The organism is Asanoa sp. NPDC049573 (assembly GCF_040676615.1).
In the GTDB taxonomy this organism is placed as follows: Bacteria; Actinomycetota; Actinomycetes; order Mycobacteriales; family Micromonosporaceae; genus Asanoa.
This window is the reverse complement of record NZ_JBFAPI010000001.1, coordinates 718,376-739,888: the sequence shown is the minus strand read 5'-3', so window position 1 is coordinate 739,888 and position 21,513 is coordinate 718,376. Positions and strand designations below refer to the sequence as shown.

General features: G+C 72.5%; 17 protein-coding genes. 10 read left to right on the top strand and 7 right to left on the bottom strand.

All coding sequences use genetic code 11. The features are described from left to right. The first annotated feature begins 68 nt into the window (after window positions 1–68). Entirely contained in the window at window positions 69–347 is a 279-nt protein-coding gene (locus AB0J74_RS03390) for a hypothetical protein (RefSeq protein WP_363443859.1), read from the top strand. Between the two features lie 37 nt (window positions 348–384). Here AB0J74_RS03390 and AB0J74_RS03385 read toward each other — a convergent pair whose 3' ends face one another. Then, complete coding sequence (locus AB0J74_RS03385; protein ID WP_363443856.1) at window positions 385–3,714, bottom strand: NACHT domain-containing protein; 3,330 nt, start codon at window positions 3,712–3,714, stop codon at window positions 385–387. Window positions 3,715–3,875: 161 nt separating this feature from the next. Here AB0J74_RS03385 and AB0J74_RS03380 point away from each other — a divergent pair, with 161 nt between their 5' ends. Further along, a complete protein-coding gene (locus AB0J74_RS03380) occupies window positions 3,876–4,598 on the top strand; it encodes an FHA domain-containing protein (RefSeq protein ID WP_363443853.1) in 723 nt (240 codons plus the stop codon). Window positions 4,599–4,615: 17 nt separating this feature from the next. Here AB0J74_RS03380 and AB0J74_RS03375 read toward each other — a convergent pair whose 3' ends face one another. Then, the gene (locus AB0J74_RS03375) at window positions 4,616–7,369 is read right to left on the bottom strand and encodes an AAA family ATPase (protein WP_363443850.1); all 2,754 of its coding nucleotides are present in this window, start codon (window positions 7,367–7,369) and stop codon (window positions 4,616–4,618) included. Between the two features lie 109 nt (window positions 7,370–7,478). Here AB0J74_RS03375 and AB0J74_RS03370 point away from each other — a divergent pair, with 109 nt between their 5' ends. The 4 genes from AB0J74_RS03370 to AB0J74_RS03355 all read left to right on the top strand — a co-directional run bounded on the left by AB0J74_RS03370 (window position 7,479) and on the right by AB0J74_RS03355 (window position 12,164). After that, a complete protein-coding gene (locus AB0J74_RS03370) occupies window positions 7,479–8,198 on the top strand; it encodes an SDR family oxidoreductase (protein WP_363443847.1) in 720 nt (239 codons plus the stop codon). 14 nt (window positions 8,199–8,212) lie between these two features. Continuing rightward, window positions 8,213–9,076: a DUF427 domain-containing protein gene (locus AB0J74_RS03365; protein WP_363443844.1), complete on the top strand. Its 864-nt coding sequence runs from the start codon at window positions 8,213–8,215 to the stop codon at window positions 9,074–9,076. 18 nt (window positions 9,077–9,094) lie between these two features. Next, on the top strand, window positions 9,095–9,811 hold the full coding sequence (locus tag AB0J74_RS03360) for an SDR family oxidoreductase (protein ID WP_363443841.1): 717 nt from the start codon (window positions 9,095–9,097) through the stop codon (window positions 9,809–9,811). A gap of 91 nt (window positions 9,812–9,902) precedes the next feature. Further along, window positions 9,903–12,164, top strand: a complete 2,262-nt coding sequence (locus tag AB0J74_RS03355) for a helix-turn-helix domain-containing protein (RefSeq protein ID WP_363443838.1) — start codon at window positions 9,903–9,905, stop codon at window positions 12,162–12,164. Here AB0J74_RS03355 and AB0J74_RS03350 read toward each other — a convergent pair. After that, a complete protein-coding gene (locus AB0J74_RS03350) occupies window positions 12,161–13,021 on the bottom strand; it encodes a BTAD domain-containing putative transcriptional regulator (RefSeq protein WP_363443835.1) in 861 nt (286 codons plus the stop codon). The two genes, AB0J74_RS03355 and AB0J74_RS03350, sit on opposite strands and share 4 nt — an antisense overlap. A 199-nt stretch (window positions 13,022–13,220) precedes the next feature. Between AB0J74_RS03350 and AB0J74_RS03345 the strand changes: the two genes are divergently transcribed. Beyond that, window positions 13,221–15,185 (top strand): N-acetylmuramoyl-L-alanine amidase, encoded by a 1,965-nt coding sequence (locus tag AB0J74_RS03345; protein ID WP_363443829.1) that lies wholly within the window; start codon window positions 13,221–13,223, stop codon window positions 15,183–15,185. A gap of 47 nt (window positions 15,186–15,232) precedes the next feature. Here the strand turns inward: AB0J74_RS03345 and AB0J74_RS03340 are convergent, their stop codons facing one another. Further along, complete coding sequence (locus tag AB0J74_RS03340; protein WP_363443826.1) at window positions 15,233–16,147, bottom strand: phosphotransferase; 915 nt, start codon at window positions 16,145–16,147, stop codon at window positions 15,233–15,235. Between the two features lie 76 nt (window positions 16,148–16,223). Here AB0J74_RS03340 and AB0J74_RS03335 point away from each other — a divergent pair, with 76 nt between their 5' ends. The 3 genes from AB0J74_RS03335 (at window position 16,224) to AB0J74_RS03325 (ending at window position 19,748) form a co-directional block, all read left to right on the top strand. Beyond that, window positions 16,224–17,705 (top strand): APC family permease, encoded by a 1,482-nt coding sequence (locus AB0J74_RS03335; RefSeq protein WP_363443823.1) that lies wholly within the window; start codon window positions 16,224–16,226, stop codon window positions 17,703–17,705. A 104-nt stretch (window positions 17,706–17,809) separates the two neighbouring features. Continuing rightward, window positions 17,810–18,943 (top strand): peptide chain release factor 1, encoded by a 1,134-nt coding sequence (locus AB0J74_RS03330; RefSeq protein ID WP_363443820.1) that lies wholly within the window; start codon window positions 17,810–17,812, stop codon window positions 18,941–18,943. 226 nt (window positions 18,944–19,169) lie between these two features. Beyond that, on the top strand, window positions 19,170–19,748 hold the full coding sequence (locus AB0J74_RS03325; protein WP_363443817.1) for an SPW repeat protein: 579 nt from the start codon (window positions 19,170–19,172) through the stop codon (window positions 19,746–19,748). Between the two features lie 66 nt (window positions 19,749–19,814). Here AB0J74_RS03325 and AB0J74_RS03320 read toward each other — a convergent pair whose 3' ends face one another. The 3 genes from AB0J74_RS03320 to AB0J74_RS03310 form a co-directional block, all read right to left on the bottom strand. Continuing rightward, window positions 19,815–20,414 carry a hypothetical protein gene (locus AB0J74_RS03320; RefSeq protein ID WP_363443814.1) on the bottom strand — a complete coding sequence of 200 codons (600 nt, stop codon included), beginning with the start codon at window positions 20,412–20,414 and terminating at the stop codon, window positions 19,815–19,817. Between the two features lie 69 nt (window positions 20,415–20,483). Beyond that, window positions 20,484–21,155, bottom strand: coding sequence for a class I SAM-dependent methyltransferase (locus AB0J74_RS03315; RefSeq protein ID WP_363443811.1), 672 nt, complete (start codon window positions 21,153–21,155; stop codon window positions 20,484–20,486). A gap of 10 nt (window positions 21,156–21,165) precedes the next feature. Continuing rightward, window positions 21,166–21,510 carry a DUF1801 domain-containing protein gene (locus tag AB0J74_RS03310; RefSeq protein ID WP_363443808.1) on the bottom strand — a complete coding sequence of 115 codons (345 nt, stop codon included), beginning with the start codon at window positions 21,508–21,510 and terminating at the stop codon, window positions 21,166–21,168. Between the last annotated feature and the right edge of the window lie 3 nt (window positions 21,511–21,513).

The window sequence follows — 21,513 nt, the reverse complement described above, 5'->3', positions numbered from 1 at the left end:
ACCAGCGGCCGCACCTTCGCAGCCCGCGAATCAGACCCATTTCGCGGGCTGCGATCTCTTCGTGCGCGGTGGTCGAGGCCCGCGGGCCGGTCGAGATGCTGCCGGAGAAGACCAGAGCCGCCGTGAGCTTCGCGGCCTTCATGCCGCGTCGGCACGGCCCGGACGGCCACCTCGTGTTGGCCCGCGCGGCCGCGCATCCGACGATCCACCGAGTCGATGTCCTCTCGGCCCGCAACGTGCTGCACGCCTTCCGCCTCAGGGCGCCGGCGGACCTCGACCCGGCCTTCGCGGTCCTGCTGGCCGCGGCCTACCGGGTCGGCCGCCAGGAACACCTGCCCAGGGCGTAGGCACCGCACGCGACGTCTATCCGCAGTCGTGTTCCGGCTATGCGGTGCGGGCCTGCCAACCGCGCATCCGGTCCCACGAGGGCAGGACGTTCCACGCCCTGCGCACCTCGACCGGACCAGCCCTGCGGTCGTCGAACCGGCCGGCGAGCTGCTGCCCGCCGATGAGGTGCACCCGCAGGCGACGGGCCCGCTCGCCCAGATCGGCGAGGTCGAACGGATCGTCGACGCGCAGATAGAGGTCCCGCAGCCTGGGCAGCCTCGCGAGGAATCCGAGGTCCCCGGTCGGACAATCGATCAACACCAGGGTTTCCAGTGTCTTGATCTCGCTCAGCTGGTCGAGATCGCTTAGCCCACCGCAGTCTCTGAGCCAGAGTTCCAGCAAAGGCAACGACGTCAGCGGCCGGAGCGACGTCAACCCGTCGCTCTGGAAGACCCGCAGCCGTCGCAGCGCCGACAAGGAGGAGATCATCGTCGCGACCTCGTCACCGTAGTACTCGACGAGGGTGAGATCCTCCAGCGTTCGCGCGAGTTCGGCGGCGGGCAGGGTGGCATCAACGCTGAGGTGCCAGAGGGCGATCTCACGCAGGTGTGGCAGCGCTGTGAGCACCGACAGGTCGCCCACCTGGTCGAGCACGCGCAGGCCGACCGACCTGAGGTCGGAGAACTCGGCAAGAAAGTCGAGGCTTGACGGCGAGACCGTGAACACCGCGTGCAATTGCTGCAGCGATGTCAACGCTCCCAGGCGCGCGAGTTCGTCCGCCGCGATGGCGGGCTCGACCACGAGGGTTCGCAGCGATGTCAGCTTCGCGACCTGCGAAAGGCTGGTGGCGGCGACCTCCGGCCGGCGACGGATGACAAGAGCGGACAGTTCGGGGACGTCGGCGAGTTCAGCGATCTCCGCCGGTTCGGCAACGGCGGCCAACCGCTCGAGGTGTCGGAGGTGGCGCGCGGCATGCAGCTGCCGAACGTCGGCGATCTCGATCGAACCGTTGATCAGCGGCGACGGCGCCAGCACTTCGGCGGCATAGGAGTCCGCGTCGAAGTAATCCCATCCGGCGACGAGTTGGGCAACGACGGCCGGGCGCTCGTCATGGCCGAAGTGACGCAGGAACGCGATCGCGTCGGAGCCGCCGACATATACGGCGGTGCGCACCACCGCGGCCGCCGACGAGGCCGAGAGTTCGGCCGGGTCGGTCGGCAGGCGTTTCAACACGTGCCCGCCCGCCGACGCCAGTGACCGCGCCTCGGCGATGTTGCGGGGCGGCAGCACCGCGTCGATCGCCCGGTCCAGGTCTTCGCGTATCTCGGCGGAGAGATAGGTCGACGTCTCCATGCAGGCGATCGCTACCAGCGCGAGCTGTCGCGAGCGCCGCGGTTCGCTCCGGGCCCGGCCCAGCACGCCATCCAGTAGTTCGGCCTGCACCTTGGTGCTGGCGTGGCCGGCGGCCATGACGACGAGCTCGCGCCACCAATCCAGATGCGCCTTGTCGATGAGGATGTCGACATGAAGCTCGTCGGTGGCCTCCTTCGCCGCCAGAAACTCGAGGAAGGACTTGTGGATGAAATCGATTCGTCCAGCGACCGGCTCCCGGATGATTCCACTTCGGGCGATGAAGTCGTCGAGCACCTCCTCGGCCGATGGGGCCTGGCTCGCCATCGGCAGATGCCGCAGCCGGTTGGCCAGCCACTCGACAGCGCGGCCCTTCGGCATCTCCGACTTGGCGCGCTCGGCCAGCCGCCACGCCAGCCCCTGCAACAGGTACTGGCGCTGGCGTGGCGAGAGCAGCGCGGCACTCGCGCTGGTCAGGCCCCGTTCCACCTCGCGGCGATCGAGCATCTCCATGGCCGCCTTGTAGATCTCCATCCGATCGCGCGGCAGCCGGCTGTGGCGCGAGATGTTCAACGCGCAGACCAGTGCGCACAGCAGCGGTGTGGTCGCGAGTCTGCGTAGGTGGGGGCGGGCGTCCAGTTGTCCGAGAACGCTGCGCTCCGCGACGTCCATGGTGGCGCGATCGGGCGCCGACGCACGCTCGCGACCCGCGTGCCAGACCGCCTGGTGCCATTGCCGCACGAAAACCCGCACGTCTTCACGGTTCATCGGCTCCAGCATCACGCTCTCGAAGCCCGCGTCGCTCAACCGATCGGCGGCGACGGCCGCCGGGCGGCTCGTGACGACGATGTTGAGATCGTGGAGGTGAGACAGTTGTCGCAACCAGGAAGCCGCGTTCCGCCGTTGAGTCGGACCCAACTCGTCCATTCCATCGACCAGCAGCAGGACCCTGCCGGACGCGAGTTGGCGCATGGTCCAGCCCGATGGCTCGCCCGCCGCGATCGCCGGTGAGCAGAGGCGCAACAGATCAGACGGCGCCGGCAGGCCGGTGTTGTCGAAGTGGCGCAACGGGACCAGTAGCGGGATCTGGTCGTTCCAACCGCGGAGCTTGTCGGTGAAGGTGGACCGGGCAGCCGTGACCGCGAGCCACCTGAGCAAGGTCGTCTTGCCGGAGCCGGCCTCGCCCATGATCAAGGACCGCCGGCTCTTCGCCAGCGCGTCCTCGACCCGGATCCGCCGGCTGGCGACGAGGCTCGCGTCCGCCGCACGCCCGCTGCTCTCCGACCCGCCGATCACCGAACGCGTGGCCGCACTCGACACGGTCAGGCTCAGGTAGGCGACGCTGAGCGTCGCTCTGTTGATGGCGTCCGGAACATCGACGCCGATCAGGTCGAGCGAATCGAGGTCCTTGCTGATGAACGCCAGATATTTCTGCAGGAACTCCGCGTCGTCATCGGGCGTATCGTCGCGGACGGACCGCGGCATCCGCTCCAACATCTGCCGCACCTGCTCCGAGAGGGTCGACAGGCGGGCAAGAATCTGCGCGTCGACCCGCGCCGCGTACTCGGGAAGCACCTGCGCGAGCTGAATGAGATATTCGCAGCTGTCGACGAGCAACCGCGCGGCAAAAGCGTCGCCCTCGGCGCTGAGCCCGTAGCCCTCGAGAGGTTTGCCATTTTCCCGAAGCTGGGCGGCGAGCTTCACCGCGTCCATATCAGCGGCCATCAGCGTGCGGTCGGTCACCCTCTGCCGCGCGACGATGTCGGTGACCGCGAGCACGCATGCGCGCCGCTCGGTGGCGTCGAGGTATTGGAACTTGCCGTCCCAGGTCAACAGCAGTCGCTGCTCGACCTGGTCGCAGATCGCCTCGAACTGGCGTTGAAAGTCCTTGCGCGCGTATCGATCGATAAAGGTGATCTCGATGAGACTCGTCAGACTCTGGCCCTGCCGCGCACGCGCCGTTCGCTGCTTGAGCCAGTCGCCGACCGCGCGGGTCGCGATCCCCTTCGCAAGCCCCGCAATCGCCACGTCAAACATCGCCACGATCCTTTCTGGGGCCGGCGATCCTGATTGAACACGGTGATGGAACGGGCCCAAAACGGGGCAAAGATCGGCTTTTCCGGTGGAGCAGCGTCTCCTGCGACAGTCTAATATGTTCACTGCCACGGATCGACGGGCTCGATCATGAAGGAGGTGCGGTGGGACCAGAGCCGCCATTGCCGCCTCTTGATGACCTGCCAGAAGGAATAAGAGACTTCACCTCCGCGGTTCGCGACCTCTATCGGCAGTCGGGTTCGCCGAAACTTTTCTATCTCAACCTGGCGCTGGGCAGTCAGGATGACCCGGCCGCGACGATCGCCGGCAATTTCGCGCTCCAGGCGCTGCGGGGCGAGCATCTCCTGCCGTGGTCCATCGCGGAACGGCTCATTCACATGATGGCCACCTGGGCGGACGGCGTCGATCCAGATGAGACCGTCGAACAACTACACACCAAATGGACCGCGGCAGACGTCAGCCAACTGCTCTCGCGCGTCCAGGACATGGTCGTCAAGACCAGCGGAAAGGGCCTCGCGACGCCGATGCACGAGGATCTCATGCTGGCACGCGCGACCCTCGAGGTCACCCGGGGGCCCGGCAAGGGTGCACGCTGGGATTTCGAGGACACGCCGATCACCATCGGCCGCGATCACAATTCTCGTGTCCAGCTGACCGACGAATCGGTTTCGCGCAGCCACGCGCGCATTTCGCGCACCGGAGTCAACTTCACCATCGAGGATCTGAGAAGCACCAACGGCACGTATCTGAATGCCAAGAGCCTGGTCGTCGGCGAGCAGTTTCTCCTCACCCCCAACGACCAACTCCGGATCGGAAAATACACGCTGACCTTTCACGCCGACATCATTTCCCGACTCCAGCAGTAGTCCGTGGTCACTCAACCTCAGCCGGCGGGTAGGACCCGGTCGAGTTGGCTGCGTGAGGTGATGCCGAGCTTCGTGAAGACCTTGCGCAGGTGATATTGGACGGTGCGCGCGCTGATGAACAGCCGGGTGGCGATCTCGGGGTTGGACAGGCCGTCGGCGGCCATCCGGGCGATCTGGGCCTCCTGCACGGTCAGTTCGCCCTGCGGCGCCGGCACCCGCGGGTTGCTGTTCCCACCAGCGGCCCGCAGCTCGCGCGCGGCCCGCTCGGCGAACGCGGCCGTACCCATGGCGTCGAACATGTCGTGTGCCCTGCGCAGTTGCTCGCGGGCGTCCGTGGGACGGCGCTCGCGGCGCAGCCACTCCCCGTAGAGCAGGTGCGCCCGGGCGAGGTCGACCCGCAGCCGGGTCCGTTCGAGGTGGACGATCGCGGTCCGGTAATGGCCGTCGGCGGCGTCACCGCCGGTCAGCAGCGCCTGCGAGCGGGCCTGGATGCCGAGCGCCCAGTCGGTGCCGCTCGCCGTCATCATCTCCGCCAGCCGGTCGAACGCGTCGGCCACCGTCGGGGCCGCGTCGCACCGGGTCGCGGCCTCGATCAGCTCGACCAATGCCCAGATCCCCGCGCCCTGGTCGGCCTGGTAGGCGGTGGCCCGGCCGGCGGCCTCCAGCGCCGTCGGGTAGTCCCCCAGTCCGTTGTGCACGAGCGCGCTCGCCCATTCCGCGAACGTGATCCCGATGCCCTCGCCGCGCCGGGTCACGTCGGTCCGGGTGGCGTCGACCAGCGCGACCGCCGCCGGACCGTCGCCGCGGAAGGCCGCCAGACCCAGCGCGCTGTAGGGCGCCAGGTTGCTGCCGGTCGCCTCGGTGACCGCCATCGCTTCAGCCGTCAGCGACGCCGCGCCGGCCAGGTCACCGGTGAACAACAGCAGGTAGGCGCGGTTCGTCAGGGCCAACGGCAACTCGCTGAGCGCGCCCCGCTCCCGGGCCAGTTCGAGATGCCGGGCCGACAGGACGTCCCACCGTTCGTCGTCCGCGATCCGCAGCGCGGTGGTGCTGGCCATCCAGAGCACGTCGAGCTCCGCCGCCGACCGGCCGGTGCCGAGGTCGCGCATTGCCTCGCGCAGTGCCGGCAGGCCGGCCGCGTACCCGTCGGTGTAGGCGGCCACCGTGCCGTCGATGAGCAGGTCGGCGACGCCCGGGTCCGGCGCGGGTGGCGCGGCACGCGCGGCCCGGGCCACGTCGCGGACGGTGCCGCCCGGTGCGGCCCGGCGACCGGCGAAGATCGCGGCGGACAGCGCGTCGAGGTAGGTCGCCCGGGACAGCGCCGGGTCGACCCGGGCGAGCCGTTGGGCGGCCTGGACCAGCAGGACCGGGGCATCGTTGCCCCGGTTGGCGACGAAGGCCAGCTGCGCGTGCACCAGGTCGGTGCGGGCCTGCTGGCCGTCGGTGAGCGGGCCGTCGGCGGCCACGTCCAGCAGCTCCAGCGCGGCGTCGAAGCCGCCGGTCCGCACCTCGGCCTCGGCGGCGGCCAACGCCCGACCGGCCCGCTGGGCGGGGTCGGGGGTCAGGGACGCGGCCCGCTGCAGGAACGCGGCCGCCGCGGCCAGGCCGCCGCGTGCCCGGGCCCGATCGGCCGAGCGGTCCAGCTCCGCTGCCACGTCCTCGTCCGGTCGGGCCGTGGCCGCGGCCCGGTGCCAGGCCCGCCGGTCGGGTTCGCGGCGGGCGTCGGTCGCGTCGGCCAGGGCGCGGTGCGCGGCCCGTCGCTCGTTCGCGGGTGCCGAGCGGTAGACCGCCGAGCGGACCAGCGGGTGGCGGAAGCGGGCCCGGGCGCCGAAGTCGGCCAGGCCGGCGTCGGCGGCCGGCACCGCTGATCCGGAGTCGATGCCCCGGTTGGCCGCCGCGCGCGCCAGCACGGCCGGGTCACCGGTCGGGTCGGCCGCCATCAGCAGCAGGAACCGTCTGGTCGGCTCCGGCAGGGCGGCCACCCGGCGCTGGAACTGCTCTTCCATGCCACCCACTCCGGCACCCGGCAGCCCGAACCCGCCGGCCAGTTCGGCCGGTGTGATCCCCCGCGGCAGTTCCAGCAGCGCGAGGGGGTTGCCGCGGGCCTCGGCGACGATCTGGTCGCGTACCCGTGCGTCGAGGGGTCCGGCCAGCGCCGCGTCCAACAGCGCGCGCGCGTCGGCGTCGGGCAGCGCGCCGACCTCGAGCGCCGGGAGCGCGGCGAGCTCGGAGTGCACGGTGCGGGCGGCGAAGACCAGCCCGACCGACTCAGCGCCGAGCCGCCGCGCGACGAACGCCAGCACCTGCGTGGAGGCGCGGTCCAGCCACTGCTGGTCGTCGACGAGACACAGCAGCGGACGTTGCTCGGCGACCGCCGACAACAACCCCAGCACGGCCAGGCCGACCATGAACCGGTCCGGCGCCGGAGCGGCGCTGAGGCCGAAGATGGTGCGCAGCGCGTCGCGTTGCGGCGCGGGGAGGCGGTCCAGCTGGTCGAGCATCGGCGCGCAGAGCTGGTGGAGGCCGGCGAACGGCAGCTCCATCTCCGACTGGATGCCGGCGGCGCGGGCCACCCGGCAACCCTGCGTCCGCACGACCAGACGGTCGACGAGGGCGGTCTTGCCCACACCGGCCTCACCGTGCAACACCAGTGCACGGCTGTCACCCGAACGCACGGCCCGGACCAGGTCGTCGAGCACCACACACTCGCCGCGGCGGCCGGTCAGCTCCGCCGCGCCGTTCCACCCCGGCAGGTAAGTGGGCCGGTGCACAGAACCACGCTATCGCCCGGTCCGGCAGGCCGGCGTCGATCGCTGGCCACTGGCGGATGCGCCGCGCCGCGGTCCGGCCGGACGCTTGGGCCGGAAGGAAGGAGAACCGATGTCTGGACTGCTCAAGGACCAGCGGGTTCTCGTCGTCGGCCGGGGCGGTGGGATGGCCCGCGCGGTGGCGGTCGCCGCCCGTGACGCGGGGGCGCGGGTCGTCGCAGCCGGCCGGGACCGCGACGGCCTGGCCGACGCCTACGCGGGCGAGCCGGACATCATCGCCGAGCGGGTCGACCTGACCGACGAGGAGTCCATCGCCGCGCTCGGCCGGCGGCTCGACGGCGTCGACCACGTGGTGTCGACGGCGTCGGCCCGGGCCCGCGGCCAGCTGGCCGACCTCGACCGCGACAAGGTGCGCACGTCGTTCGACACCAAGGTGATCGGCCCGTTGATGCTGGCCAAGCACCTCGCACCGCGGATGCGCGACGGCGGCTCGATCACGCTGTTCTCCGGCGTCGCCGCCGCCAAGATCGCGGTGGGCACGCTGGCGGTGGCGATCACGAACGGCGCCGTCGAGGTGCTGGCCCGCTCCCTGGCCCTGGAACTCGCGCCGATCCGGGTCAACGCCATCTCCCCCGGCGTGGTCGACACCGGCGCCTGGGACGAGTTCGGCGACCAGGGCAAGGCCGCCTACTTCGCGCGCATCCGCGGCCGCAATCCCGCGGGCCGCATCGGCACCACCGGCGACATCGCCGACGGCGTGCTGTTCGCCATGACCAGCCCGTTCCTGACCGGCACGACGCTGCACGTCGACGGCGGCGAGCCGCTCACCTGACGGAAGGACGACCGATGGGACTCTCCTGGCAGCAGGGCCCGCTGGCGCAGCGCAGCGTCGGCCGGTTCCTGACCCCGGACCCACTACCCGAGCGATTGCTGTACGCGGAACCGCTGCGCCGCCGCCTGCGGGTGCGGTTCGGCGGCGACTGGATCGCGGACAGCGACGACGTCACGCTGCTGCACGAGCCGGGCCGCTACCCGGTGGCCTACTTCCCCGAGGCGGCCATCGACCCGACGGTGCTGGAACCGGCCGGCCACGTCACCACCCACCGCGACCTCGGCCCGGTCGACTGGTTCACCGTCCAGCGTGGAGGGTCGCGGGCCGAGCGGGCGGCCTGGCGGTTCGCCGACCTGCCCACCTACGCCGGCCCGCTGCGCGGCCGGATCGCCTTCGCCTGGCACCCGATGGACGCCTTCTACGAGGAGGACGAGCGGATCACCGGGCACGCCGCCGACCTCTACCACCGCATCGACATCCGGCGCACCTCGCGCCACCTGGTGGTGCGCGACGGCGACCGGGTGGTCGCGGACTCCGTACACCCGCGGGTGCTGTTCGAATCGGGCTTCGCGCCGCGCTGGTACGTACCGCGCGACGACATCGACCCGGCCGCGCTGACCCCCGTGGAGCGGCAGACGTTCTGTCCCTACAAGGGGCTGGCCAGCTACTACGACATCGGTGACCGGGCCCGGGCCGCGTGGTCCTACGAGGAGGCCTGGCCCGAGGTGGGCCTGATCTCCACCTACGTCTCGTTCGAGCCCGACAAGATCGACGTATTCCTGGACGACCGGCGGCTCGCGCTCGAGCCCGGGCAGGCCGTCGTGCCGCACGGCATCGACCGCGGCTTCGACGTCGACGAGGCCCTGACCAGAACCTGACAGCGAGGGGGTACGACCATGTCCACCGCACTCAAGGACCGCACCGTGCTGGTCGTCGGCCGCGGCAGCGGCATCGCCCGCGCGACCGCCGAGGCGGTCCGGGCCGCCGGCGGCACCGTCGTCGCGGCCAGCCGCGACCGGTCCGCCCTCGACGACGCCTACGCCGACTCCGGTGTGGTGACCGAGACCGTCGACCTGACCGACGAGTCCAGTGTGGAGTCGCTGGCTGCGCGGCTCGGCCACGTCGACCATGTCGTCTGCACGGCGTCGGCCCGGGCCCGCGGCACCGTCGGCGACCTGAAGCCGCAGGTCGTCACCGACTCGCTCAACACCAAGGTCGTCGGGCCGATCCTGCTGGCCAAGCACTTCGCCGGCCGGATGCCGCCGGACGGCTCGTTCGTGCTGTTCTCCGGTGCCACGGCCGACAAGCCGACGGTCGGGATGCTCGCCGTGGCCGCGACGAACGGCGCGGTCGACGCCGTCACCCGGTCGCTGTCGGTGGAACTGGCGCCGATCCGGGTCAACGCGATCTCGCCGGGCACCATCGACACGGGCGCCTACGACGCGCTCGGGCAGGAGAAGAAGGCCAAGCTCTACGACGAGCGCCGCGCCCACAACCCGGCCCATCGGGTCGGCACCTCCGACGACGTCGCCGACGCGGTCGTCTTCGCCCTGACGAACACCTTCCTCACCGGGGTGTCCCTCGGCGTCGACGGCGGCGAACGGCTGGTCTGAGCTCATGACCACCTTTTGGATCGGATACCGCTAAATCCCAAGATAAGGGGCCTCCCACCGTTCGGACCGGAGACTGCGCGACAGAGCACAGATGGTGTTCGATGTGGTCATGCCGGCACATCCCTTACGGGTGCACCGCCGACGGTTGGGGCTGTCGCAGGAGGAACTGGCGGCCGCGACCGGTCTGAGCGTGCGGAGCATCCAGTCGCTGGAGTCCGGCCGCAACCGCGCGCCGCGCTCCTCGACCGTCCGGCTGCTGGCCGACGCCCTGGGCCTGGCCGGCGCCGAACGCGAGCAGTTCATCCGGGCGCTGAGCCTGCTGCCGGGGAGCGACGACACGCTGCCCCGGCCGGCCCAGCTGCCGGCCGAGCTGCCCGACTTCACCGGCCGCGAGGAGGTCGCCGATCGGCTCGCCGCGGCCCTGCGGCCCGGCGACCGGCCGGTAGTCGTGTCGATCTCCGGCATGGCCGGCGTGGGCAAGACCAGCCTCGCGCTGCACGTCGCGCACCGGGTCCGCGCCCACTACCCCGACGGCCAGCTCTACGTCGACCTGCGCCGGACCGGTCGCGAGCCGGACGAGCCCTACCGCGCCGCCGGGTCGTTCCTGCGCGCCCTGGGCACCCCGGCCGGTGCGGTGCCGACCGACGCCGAGGAGCGCGCGGCGCTGCTGCGCTCGGTGCTGGCCGAGCGCTCGGTGCTGGTGCTGGTCGACGACGTCGAGCACGCCCGCGGCGTGCTCCCGCTGCTGCCCGGCGCCGGCCCGGCGGGCCTGGTGGTGACCAGCCGCAAGCCGCTGCCCACCCTGCCGGCGGCGCTGGCCGTCGACCTCGACCTGTTCTCGGCCGACGAGAGCCTGCGGCTGCTGGCCGGGGTGGCCGGCACCGACCGGGCCTTCGCCGACCCGGCCGCGGCGGCCGAGGTGGTCGACGCGTGTGGCCGGTTGCCACTGGCCGTGCGGCTCGCCGCCGTCCGGCTGGCCGCGCGGCCGGCGTGGTCGATGCGCGACCTGGCCGACCGGCTCGCGGCGGGCGACCGCCGGCTGCACGAGCTGGGCGGCAGCGAGCAGGCCATCCGGGCCAGCTTCGACCTCAGCTACCGGGCGCTGCCGCCGCACCTGGCCCAGGCGTTCCGCGAGCTGGCCTGGCCCCGGCTCGGCGAGATCTCGGTCGACACCGTGGCCGCAGCCTGCGACGTCGACGCGGCCATCGCCGCCGGCATCGCGGAAGACCTGGTCGACGCGCGGCTGCTGCTCTCGCCGCGGCCGGGCCGCTACCGCTACCACGACCTGGTGCGGCTCTTCGCCCAGGAGCGGTCCCGGGCCGTCGATCCGCCGGAGGTGGCCGCCCGGCTGGTGCGGCGGCTGGTCGACGGCTACCGCAAGACCGCCGTCGCGGCGCTGCAGACGATCGAGGAGTTGCCGTCGCCGCCGTTCCGCGACGCGGCCGCGGCGACGGCCTGGCTCGCCGCGGAGGGGCAGCTGATCGTGGCGGCGGTCTGCCTGGCGGCCGAGTTGGCGGCCGACGTCGACGCCGAGGCATGCGCCGACCTGGCCCGCGCACTCGGCCCGCAACTGCGGGCCGCCGGCGAGTGGGACGAGTGGCAGCGGCTGGCCGACTCGGTGCGCCAGGTCGCGGTCCGCGACGGCAACCGACCGGCCGCGCTGCTGGCCGGCATGCAACTGGGCCACCTGGCCATCCTGCGCAACGACTACACGCTGGCCGGCAGCCACCTGGCCACCGCGTCGGGGCTGGCCCGTGCCCTCGGCGACCGGGCCGCCGAGGCGCGCACCCTCAACCTGATCGGCCTGCTCCGGTTCAGCGAGGCCAGCCCGCGGCTGGCGATCCAGGCGCACCGGGCCGCGCTCGCGCTCTACGAGACGCTCGGCAACGTGCCCGGCGTGATCAGCGCCCGGATCAACCTGGCCAAGTGCCTGGCCACCCAGGGCCGCGGCGCCGAGGGCCTGGTGGTGCTCGACCCCGCCCGCCGGCTGCTGCGGCCGGGCCCCGAGGTGGCGTCGGTGATGCTGCGCCACCAGACGGCGCGCTGCCTGCACGCCCTGCGCCGCTACGCCGACGCGATCGAGGAGCACGAGGCGTGCCTGGAGCTGACCCGACGCCACGGGATGCGCGAAGGCTCGGCGTACGCCCTGGCCGAACTGGGCCTGACCCTCGTCGCCGCGGGCCAGCCGGACACCGCCCGCGCGCGGCTGGCCGTCGCGGTCGGCGAGTTCGAGCGCCTCGGCGACGCCAACGCGGCCGACACCTACCGGGTGGTGCTGGGCCTGGCCCAACGGGCCCTCGGCGACCTCGACGGCGCCCGCCGCTCCTGGCGCCAGGCCATCACCCTCGGCTAGCCCGGGTGGCAGGCCGGGCACCGGGCACTGGTGAGCAGGCCGCGTACTTCCGCCAGCAGCACCTCCACGTCGGCGATCAGCCGATCGACGGCGGCCGCCGGCCGCGGCTCGGCGGCGGGTTGCGTGGCCCGGATCCGGGCCTCCAGGTCGCGCACGGCCGGCCCGGCCTCGACGCCGAACTCGGCCAGCACCCGGCGCCGGTGTTCCCGGCAGACCTCGAGTGCCTGCGCCGCCCGCCCGGCCCGCCACAGGACCGTGCCGAGCTGGCAGGTCAACACCTCGCGCAGCGGATACCGCTCGGCCACGGCCGACATCTCGGCGATCAGCCCGGGGTCGCGGCGTACCCCCATCTCCATCTCGAACAGCCGCTCCCACGCCTCGCCGCGCAGCCGGTCGAGCCGGGTCGCGGCGAAGCCCAGCGGCCCGTCGACGACACCCTCCAGCGCCTCACCGCGCCAGAGGCGCAGCCCGGACCGGAGCACCGCGCCCGCGCCGGCCCGGTCGCCGGCGGCGGCCCGCGCGGCGGCTGTGCGCAGCGCCGCCTCGAACGCGAGGGCGTCGACCCGGTCCGCCGCGATGGTCAGCGCGTAGCCGCCGTCGGTGCGGACCACGTCGACCTCCGGCCGCGGGCCGGCGCCGAGCATCCGCCGCAGCCCGGCGACGCAGTTGTAGACCTGTTCCCGGAAGGTGGCCGGCGGATCCTCCGGCCACAGGGTGTCGACCAGTTGGGTGAGCGCGACCGGCCGGCCCGCGTTCAGCGCGAGCAGGGCGATCGCCCGTCGCGCGCGCAGGCCGCGAACCTCCAGGGGAACGCCGGCGGCCTGCACCCGCATGGGGCCGAGCAGTGCGATCCGCATGGCCCCACGCTGCCGCACGCATCGACGCCGGACCACGTAGCCGATCCGCAACTGACCCGCAGTTGACCCGCAGTCCGCGTGGGTCGGGCTGGCCGCGCAATGAAACTTACTTACGAGATGGACGTACGGCGTGGCAGGTATTGACGTGATCCGCGTCGATGGAGCAAGGTGGCCCGAGGCACCCCCGGGAGGCGCACCCATGCGACGAACCCTCAGCTATCTCACCTCCGCGACCCTCACGCTCGCGGGACTGACCCTGGTCACGCCCGGCACGGCGGACGCCGCGCCGGCCGGCCGCCAACAGGTCTACGCCGGCGCGGCGGCCGAGTTCGGCGTGCCGGAGAGCGTCCTGCTCGGCGTGTCCTACCTGGAGTCCCGCTGGGACAGCAACGCCGGCAGGCCCAGCACCAGCGGCGGCTACGGGCCGATGCACCTGACCGACGCCGACGGGATCCGAGCCGCGTCGGCGGCGAGCCGGCCCGACGGCGACACGGCCGCCGGCGACCCGCGCGGCGACGAGAGCCGGCCGCTGTCCGGGACGCCGGCGTCGCCGGAAGACGCCGCGCCCCCGGCCGCCGCGCTGCAGACCCTGGACGCGGCCGCCGACCTGACCGGCGCCGCACCCGCCGCGCTGCGCACCGACCCGGCGACCAATATCCGCGGCGGCGCCGCGCTGCTGGCCTCCTACCAGGCGGCGCTCGGCGCGCCCACCGGCGCGGGCAGCGACCCGGCGGCCTGGTTCGGCGCGGTGGCCCGCTACTCGGGCGCCGACACCGCGGAGGCCGCGACCGCCTTCGCCGACGAGGTCTTCGCGACCATCCGCGACGGTGCCGCCCGCACCACCGACGACGGCCAGGCCGTGCGGCTCGACGGGCGCCCGGTCGCACCCCAGCGGGCCCAGGCCGACCGGCTCGGGCTGCGCCGGACCACCCGGCCCGACGGGCTGGAGTGCCCGGTCACCGTGGCCTGCGAGTGGGTCCCGGCGCCCTACGAGCAGTACGGGGCCACCCCCGGCGCCTACGGCAACCACGACCTGTCCGATCGCCCGGCGCGGCAGAAGATCGAATACATCGTCATCCACGACACCGAGGCGTCCTGGGCGACCACGCTCGATCTCGTGCAGGACCCGACGTACGTGAGCTGGCACTACTCGCTGCGGTCGGTCGACGGCCAGATCGCACAGCACGTCAAGACGAAGGACGTGGCCTGGCACGCCGGCAACTGGGACGTCAACGCCCGCTCGGTCGGCCTCGAACACGAGGGTTTCGCGGCCGACGGCTCCTGGTACACCGAGGCGCTCTACCGCTCCTCGTCGAAGCTGGTCCGCTACCTGGCGCAGCGCTTCGGCATCCCGCTCAACCGGCAGCACATCCTCGGCCACGACACGGTTCCCGGCACCACCGCGGCGACCGTCGCCGGCATGCACTGGGACCCGGGCCCCTACTGGGACTGGTCGCACTACTTCGACCTGCTCGGCGCCCCGCTCTGGTCGACCGGCACCGCGCTGACCGGGCTGGTGCAGATCGACCCCGACTACGCCAGCAACCAGCCCGCGTTCACCGGCTGCGTCACGGCCGGCGTGCCGTGCGCCCCGCACGGCTCCTCCGCGGTCATCCTGCACACCGCGCCGTCCGCCGACGCGCCACTGCTGACCGACCTCGGCCTGCACCCCAACGGCGCACCGTCCACGATGCACATCTCCGACCACGGGGCCCGCGCCTCGGCCGGGCAGACCTTCGCGCTGGCCGGGCGGCAGGGCGACTGGACCGCGATCTGGTACCTGGGCCAGAAGGGCTGGTTCCTCAACCCGCCCTCGGCGCCGACCGCCAACTGGCAGGTCGGGCTGGTGGCCATCCCGAAGAAGGACAAGGCCACGATCCCGGTGTACGGGCGGGCGTATCCGGAAGCGGCGGCCTATCCGGCCGGCGTGCCGGTGCAGGCGATCTCGCCGCTGCAATACACGCTCGCGGCCGGGCAGCGCTACGCGGTCGGCGCGGTCCTGCCGGGCCAGTACTACCGGGCCACCACGTTCGCCGGCACCTCGCCCGGCGACTGGACGGTGATCCAGGGCGACAAGACCTATGTGGAGATCCAATTCGGGCAGCGGGTGGCGTTCGTCGACCGGACCGACGTCGACCTGCGGCTGTCGATCGGGGTCTTCTAGGCAGTCGCGGCTGCCCGGGGCATCGGGGCCCCGGGCGGCCGCGGCCTTCAGCGCACCGCGTCGAGCAGCGCGGTCACCCCGGCCGGGGTCAGCGGCCGGGCCAGCATGGCGGTGAGCCGGCCTTCGGCCCGCGAGCGGTTCTCCGCCGACTCGGCGGTGTCCAACGCCCGCCGGGCGTAGAACTGGAGCAGATGGCCCTGGACCGCGATGGCCATCGCGAAGTCTTCCGGCTCGAGCTTCGCCCCGCCGTAGGCCGCGGCGGCCTCGGCCGCCGTGTCGCCGAGGTCCCACAACAGGGCCGCCAGTTCTCGTTCCGGTTGGGCCGGGCCGCTGTTCTCCCAATCCAGCACCACCAGGCCGCCGTCGACGGTGCGGTGCACGTTGTCCGGCAGGTCGCGGTGGCAGGTGCGGACCCGGGCCGGGTCCGGCGGGACCACCAGCGTGTCGAGGGCGACCAGGTCGGGCAGGGCGGCGGCCAGGGACGGGGCCCAGTGCGCACCGGCCCCGGTCGCCGTGGTGGCGAGCGCCCGCCACGCGTCCTTCCCCAGTGGCGCGGCGAACCACTCCCCGACCGGGCCGCGCGGCGGATGCTCGACCCGGTGCAGCCGGGCCAGCAGCGCGCCGACGTCGCCGGCGGCCGGCGCGGCGGTGTCCAGGTCGACCCACTCGTAGACCCGCAGCACGGCGTCGGCGCCACGCACCGTCACCCGGTCGTCGGTGGTGCGCACGGGCCGGGGCAACGGCAGCCCGGCTCCGGCCGCGGCGAGTTGGAACGCCACGTCGGCCGCGGCGTCGGCCTCGTCGACCGGGACCAGCGCTTCCTTGACCGCCCAGGCACCGCGCTCGGTCTCGAACCGCCAGATCCGGCCCAGTTCGCCGCGCGCCGCGTACACCGGTGGCCGGGTCACGCTCCCCAGACCGTAACGGGCGGTCACCAGGGCAACGGTCTCGGTCGACAGCATGCCGGTCATTGTCCTTGACGCGAGGCGCGACGGAGATCAATATCCACTCGGTTGTTGTCCATTCTGGAGGCTCTCCATGTCCGCTCCCCCTCGCGCCGTCGGCGCCCAGCCCACCGGATCGCTGGCCGCCGGCCGGCTCGGCGTGCCCGCGGTCCTCTTCTTCGTCATGTCGGCGGCGACCCCGCTGACCGTGGTCGCCGGCGTGGTGACCACCGGCTTCGCCACGACCGGCCTGATCGGCATCCCGGTGGCGTTCGTCGTCGTCGGTCTGGTCCTCGCGGTGTTCTCGGTCGGCTACGTCGCGATGGCGCGGCACATGGCCAACTCCGGCGCCTTCTACACGTTCGTCTCGCGCGGCGTCGGCCGCCCGGCCGGCGTGGGTGCCGCCTGGGTGGCGCTGGTCGCCTACAACGCGCTGCAGGTCGGCCTCTACGGCGCGATCGGTGGTGCCGCCGGGCCGCTGCTCAAGGACTGGTTCGGCATCAACCCCGACTGGTGGGTGATCGCGCTGTTCGCCTGGGCGCTGGTCGCCGTGCTCGGAGTGCTCCGCATCGACGTCAACGGCACCATCCTCGCCGTGCTGCTCTGCACCGAGGTGCTGATCATCCTGGTCTACTCGATCGCCGACCTGACCAGCCCGGCCGGCGGCGCGATCAGCACCGCCACCCTCGACCCGGGCAACCTGTTCGGCGACGGGGTCGGCGCGATCCTGGTGCTGGCGCTGCTCGGCTTCGTCGGCTTCGAGGCCTCGGTGGTGTTCTCCGAGGAGGCCAAGGACCCGAAGCGCACGATCCGCACCGCCACCTACGTCGCGGTCGGCGCGACGGCGGTGCTCTACACCTTCGCGTCCTGGGCGATGACGGTCGCGACCGGCCCGGACGCGATCGTCGACCGGTCCCGCGACGAGAGCGTGGGGCTGATCTTCGGCCTGGCCGGCGGCAACCTCGGCAGCACCTGGGTGACGATCGGCGAGGTCCTGTTCGCCACCTCGATCGCCGCCGCGATGATCTCGTTCCACAACACCATCGCGCGCTACATGTTCGCCCTCGGCCGGGAACGGATGCTGCCCGCCGCGCTGGGCCGGACCGGCGAGCGCACGCAGGCGCCGCGCAACGCGTCGCTGGTGCAGTCGGTGATCGGCCTCGTCGTCATCATCGTGTACGCCATCGGCGGCTGGGAGCCGACGGTGCACCTGTTCTTCTGGGCCGGCACCTCGGGCGGCCTGGGTGTGCTCTTCCTGATCACCCTGACCGCGCTCGCGGTGCTGCTGTTCTTCCGCCGCGACCGGCACGGCGAGTCGTTGTGGTCGCGGCAGGTCGCACCCGCGGTCGCGCTGATCGTGCTGGTCGTGGTCGTCGTGCTGGCCGTCCGCAACTTCGACGCGCTGCTCGGCGTCGCGCCGGACAGTGCGCTGGCGTGGGCCATCCCGGTCGCGTTCGTGGTGATCGGCCTACTCGGCGCCGGCTACGCGACCTGGCTCCGCGGCCGCCGGCCGGCCGTCTACGAGGCCATCGGCTCGGGCGCGTCCACAGTGGAGCCTGCGTCGGCGGAGGCCTGACGGGTCGGGCGAGGGCGCAGTGCGCACCCTCGCCCGTACACCGTCATGTTCATGATCCAGATCTGGAGCGTGAAAAGCGGCGCATCGCGGGTAGACGCCAGGGCATGGACCTCCACTACCTGCACCCGATCTACGCGCAGCCCGGGCCCTGGGCGTCGGTCTACCTGGACGCGTCCCGCAACGACGAGAGCGGGGACCGGGAGGTCGCGCTGCGCTGGCGCGCACTGGCGGCGCGACTCGAGGCGCAGGGCGCCGACCAGCCGACGATCGACGTGACCGGCGAGGCGCTGTTGAACTACCCGAACCAGGAGGGGCGCTACGGGCTGGCGGCGTTCGCGCGGGCCGGTCGGGTCGCGTTGGTCGAGCCGATGAACGCGCCGCCGGCCGCCGACGAGGCGCGCTATTCGGAGCTTCCGCACGCGATGCCGCTGGTCGCCCTCCGTGGGGAGGACATCCCGTATGTCCGGGTCATCGCCGACCGGGCCGGTGCCGACCTGGAGGGGCTCGCGGTGGCCACCGCGCCCCGGCTCCGCGAGGTCGACCGCACGGTGCGCGGCGGTGAGCAATTTCCGCTGCACAAGGCGCGCAGCGGCGGCCAGGGCCGGGTCGGCGACACACAGAGCATCGACGACGTGTGGAAGCACAACGCCGGCGACGTCGCGGCGGCCACGGCCGAACTGGCCGAGGCGGTCGGAGCCGAGGTCGTGGTGGTCGGCGGTGACGTGTCGACCGTGCCGATGTTCGTCGCCAAACTGCCCAAGCGCTGGCAGCAGCGGGTGGTGCGGACCGACGCCGGATCCCGCGGTGGTGGCGCCGACGAGGAAGCGCTCGACGACGTCACCATCCAGGCGATCGCCGACCTCGCGGACCGGCACGCCCAGGAGGCGATCGACCGCTATCAGACGCAGCGCGGCGAAAACGTCTCGGCGACCGGCCTGCCGGACGTGGTGTCGGCGTTGCAGCGGCGGCAGGTGGAGACGGTGTTGATGGTCAACGACCTGTCCTCGACGGACACGCTGTTCGTCGGACTCGACGACCCGTCGCTGCTCGCGGTCGACGCCGACACGTTGCGCTCCGAGGGCGTCGAAGATCCGCTTCGGGTACGCGCGGATCAGGCCCTGCTGCGCGCGATCGAGGGTACGGACGCCTCGCTGGTTCTGGTCGGGCCCGACGAGGTCCCGCTGGAGCACGGGATCGGGGCGGTCATGCGGTGGGCCGACCGCCCGCCAGCGGTGTGATCTGCGGCGCTTGGGGCAGTTGAGCCTAACCTAAGGCGTTTTGCCGCAGGTCACAGGGGGTAGCCGATCCGAGGCGAGGAGTAACTACACGCACCTGGAGGGAACAATGGCAAGCCCACGCAGACCACGGCCGGACGACCCGGTCCGTGACGGGGTCACGGACCGGGCGCCGAACGGCACCTCCGCGAACGGCATGGGCGGGAACGGGATGGCCGGCAGGAACGGCATGACCGCCCGGCACGCCGCGGATCCGACAGCGACGCAGGGCGGCCAGGCAGGGTCCTACACCGAAGGTTCGGCCTCGCGCATGCCCGACGGCGGATACGACGACGGCGGCTACGCACAAGCGGCCGCTGCGGCGGGGATCTCCGACCGCGTCCAGCAGAGCACCATCTCCGCGCCGAACGCGCTCCTGCTGATCGCCGGCGTCTGGCTGATCATTTCGCGATTCGTGTTCGACTTCCCGCTCGCCGGCGCCACGGCAGGCGGAGTCCTCAACGGTGTCGTGATCGGCATCGCGGTGGCGGTCATGGCGCTGGTGCGGATGTCCGCGTACCGCTCGAACCCGATGATCAACCTGGTCACGGTGGTGGCCGGCGCCTGGATGATGGCGTCGCCATGGGTGTTCAGCTACCCGCACTTCGGCAGCGGCGGACGCCCCGGCTGGAGCGACATCATCGTCGGCGGCTTCATCATCTTCTTCGGCCTGCTCGGCGCGGCCGGCAACCTCATTCGCCGGCCGGCCAGAATCGGCTCCCGAACGCGCATGATGAACCGCGGCGGAGGCCGCCTCGCGACGCGCTGATCAACTCACCGCGGACAGGGGCCGGCCGACGCCGGCCCCTTCCGTCTGCCCTCGTCGGGAGGCGCCTCAGCGGAGGCGGCCGACCGGGGCTGCGCCCTCGTCGAGCCAGCGTTCGACGCTGCGCGCGTACGCGCGGACCAGTTGCGCCTCCGCGCGGTGGTCGGCGATCAGCGCCGCGGCCTCGTCGGGGTCGTGACCGCGCAGGCGCAGCACCGCGTAGGTCAGCAGGATCGACCGCCGCCGGCCCTGGTGGCAGTGGATCAGGACGCCCGCGGTGGGCTCGTCGGTCAGCAGGTCGGCGACGTAGCGCGCCGCCGCCGACCAGAGCCGCGGATGCTGCGGCTGGCCGAAATCCCACATGGGGGCGTGCACCACGTGGCCCGGGCCGAAGATCGCGCGCTCGGCCGCCAGGTCCTGCGACAACCACGTCTGCACCGTCGAGCGGCAGTTGACCACGTCGGTGATCCCCTCGTCGCGCAGCAGCGGCAGGGTGACCCCCGTGGGCAGGCTGCCGACGGCGAGGCGCTCCTCGCCGATCCAGCTGAGCCAGGAGTTGCGCCGGTTGGGGCCGTAGAAGCGGGTGCTGTGCCGGTGATACCACCGACGCCAGCTGTCCACCGTGGACCCGGGCGCGGGCTGCGCCGGCGCGCGTTCCAGGAACCCCATACGGCCAATCGTTCCAGACCGGGCGGCGGCCCCGGCGACATTCCTCGCCAATGTCCGGCGGCACGACCCCTAAGGCGTCCTAGGATGAAGGCGCAGGAATTGCGCGCGCCAGCGGAAGATCGGGTCGTCGCCCTCGCGTATCTCCTCGAGCGTTTCCGCCGCCAGATCGCCGGCCGCGAATGCCTCGACCTCCCGCAGGGTCAACGGCCATGGCGGGCCCTCGAAGACCGTCGATGGATCGCGACCCGCGGCGATGACCAGCAGCATCCCGCCCGGCGCGACGAACCGCCCGATCTGGGCTATCGCCCCGGCCCGGGGTGGGTCCGGCAACGCCTGGACCGTCATGCTCTCGACCACCAGGTCGAACGCGCCGAACCACTCCCCCGGCGGGTCGAACAGGTCGGCGGCCACGTAGCGCACCGGTGAGTCGGGATGCCGCCGGCGGGCCGAGTCGATCGCCGTCGAGGAGATGTCGAACGCGACCACCTCGAAGCCGAGCCCCGCAACGAACTCCGCGTCGCGACCCAGGCCGGCGCCGACGACCAGGGCCCGCCGGCCCGCGCCGGTGACCCCGGACCGCGCCGCCCACTCCGCGAGCAGGGCGTGCGGCGCCTCGCGGTCCCACGGCACGATGGCCTCGCCGTTGGCGGCCGCGGAGTAGAGCCGCTCGAACCAGGCGGTCGCGTCACCTTCCGCGATCGCCTGGTTGGCCAGCTCGCGGGTAAAGGCCTCTGCGTCCATCCCGATCATCCTACCGCTCGTCCAGCGCGGCCGCCTGTCGCACGTAGTCGGCCAGCCGCGCATCGTCCACATCAGACGGCTTCTTGAGCTTCACGTGCCGGGTCGTCTTGCCCTCCCCGGCGAGCAGCCCGTGCGGGTCGTCGAATTCGGCACCCCGCGCGAACGCGAGCGTGATGTGTGTCCGGCTGCGGCTGATGATGGCGACCATCTTCCTGCCCTGCCACGCTGGGGAGCCACGGCTGATCACCTCGTGGGTCCCGGGCGCGTGCCGGGCCATCAGCGCCCGCACCGCACCGACGATCGAGGCCTGCGGTTCGGTGAGGTAGGTCGCGACGTACTCGTCGATGTCCTTCATGAT

Coding starts and splice junctions, on each gene's coding strand:
- AB0J74_RS03310 (WP_363443808.1), bottom strand. CDS start 21,510: ATGAAGGACATCGACGAGTACGTCGCGACCTACCTCACCGAACCGCAG.
- AB0J74_RS03350 (WP_363443835.1), bottom strand. CDS start 13,021: ATGCGGATCGCACTGCTCGGCCCCATGCGGGTGCAGGCCGCCGGCGTT.
- AB0J74_RS03325 (WP_363443817.1), top strand. CDS start 19,170: ATGACCGCCCGGCACGCCGCGGATCCGACAGCGACGCAGGGCGGCCAG.
- AB0J74_RS03320 (WP_363443814.1), bottom strand. CDS start 20,414: ATGGGGTTCCTGGAACGCGCGCCGGCGCAGCCCGCGCCCGGGTCCACG.
- AB0J74_RS03365 (WP_363443844.1), top strand. CDS start 8,213: ATGGGACTCTCCTGGCAGCAGGGCCCGCTGGCGCAGCGCAGCGTCGGC.
- AB0J74_RS03340 (WP_363443826.1), bottom strand. CDS start 16,147: ATGCTGTCGACCGAGACCGTTGCCCTGGTGACCGCCCGTTACGGTCTG.
- AB0J74_RS03360 (WP_363443841.1), top strand. CDS start 9,095: ATGTCCACCGCACTCAAGGACCGCACCGTGCTGGTCGTCGGCCGCGGC.
- AB0J74_RS03370 (WP_363443847.1), top strand. CDS start 7,479: ATGTCTGGACTGCTCAAGGACCAGCGGGTTCTCGTCGTCGGCCGGGGC.
- AB0J74_RS03355 (WP_363443838.1), top strand. CDS start 9,903: ATGGTGTTCGATGTGGTCATGCCGGCACATCCCTTACGGGTGCACCGC.
- AB0J74_RS03330 (WP_363443820.1), top strand. CDS start 17,810: ATGGACCTCCACTACCTGCACCCGATCTACGCGCAGCCCGGGCCCTGG.
- AB0J74_RS03345 (WP_363443829.1), top strand. CDS start 13,221: ATGCGACGAACCCTCAGCTATCTCACCTCCGCGACCCTCACGCTCGCG.
- AB0J74_RS03335 (WP_363443823.1), top strand. CDS start 16,224: ATGTCCGCTCCCCCTCGCGCCGTCGGCGCCCAGCCCACCGGATCGCTG.
- AB0J74_RS03385 (WP_363443856.1), bottom strand. CDS start 3,714: ATGTTTGACGTGGCGATTGCGGGGCTTGCGAAGGGGATCGCGACCCGC.
- AB0J74_RS03315 (WP_363443811.1), bottom strand. CDS start 21,155: ATGGACGCAGAGGCCTTTACCCGCGAGCTGGCCAACCAGGCGATCGCG.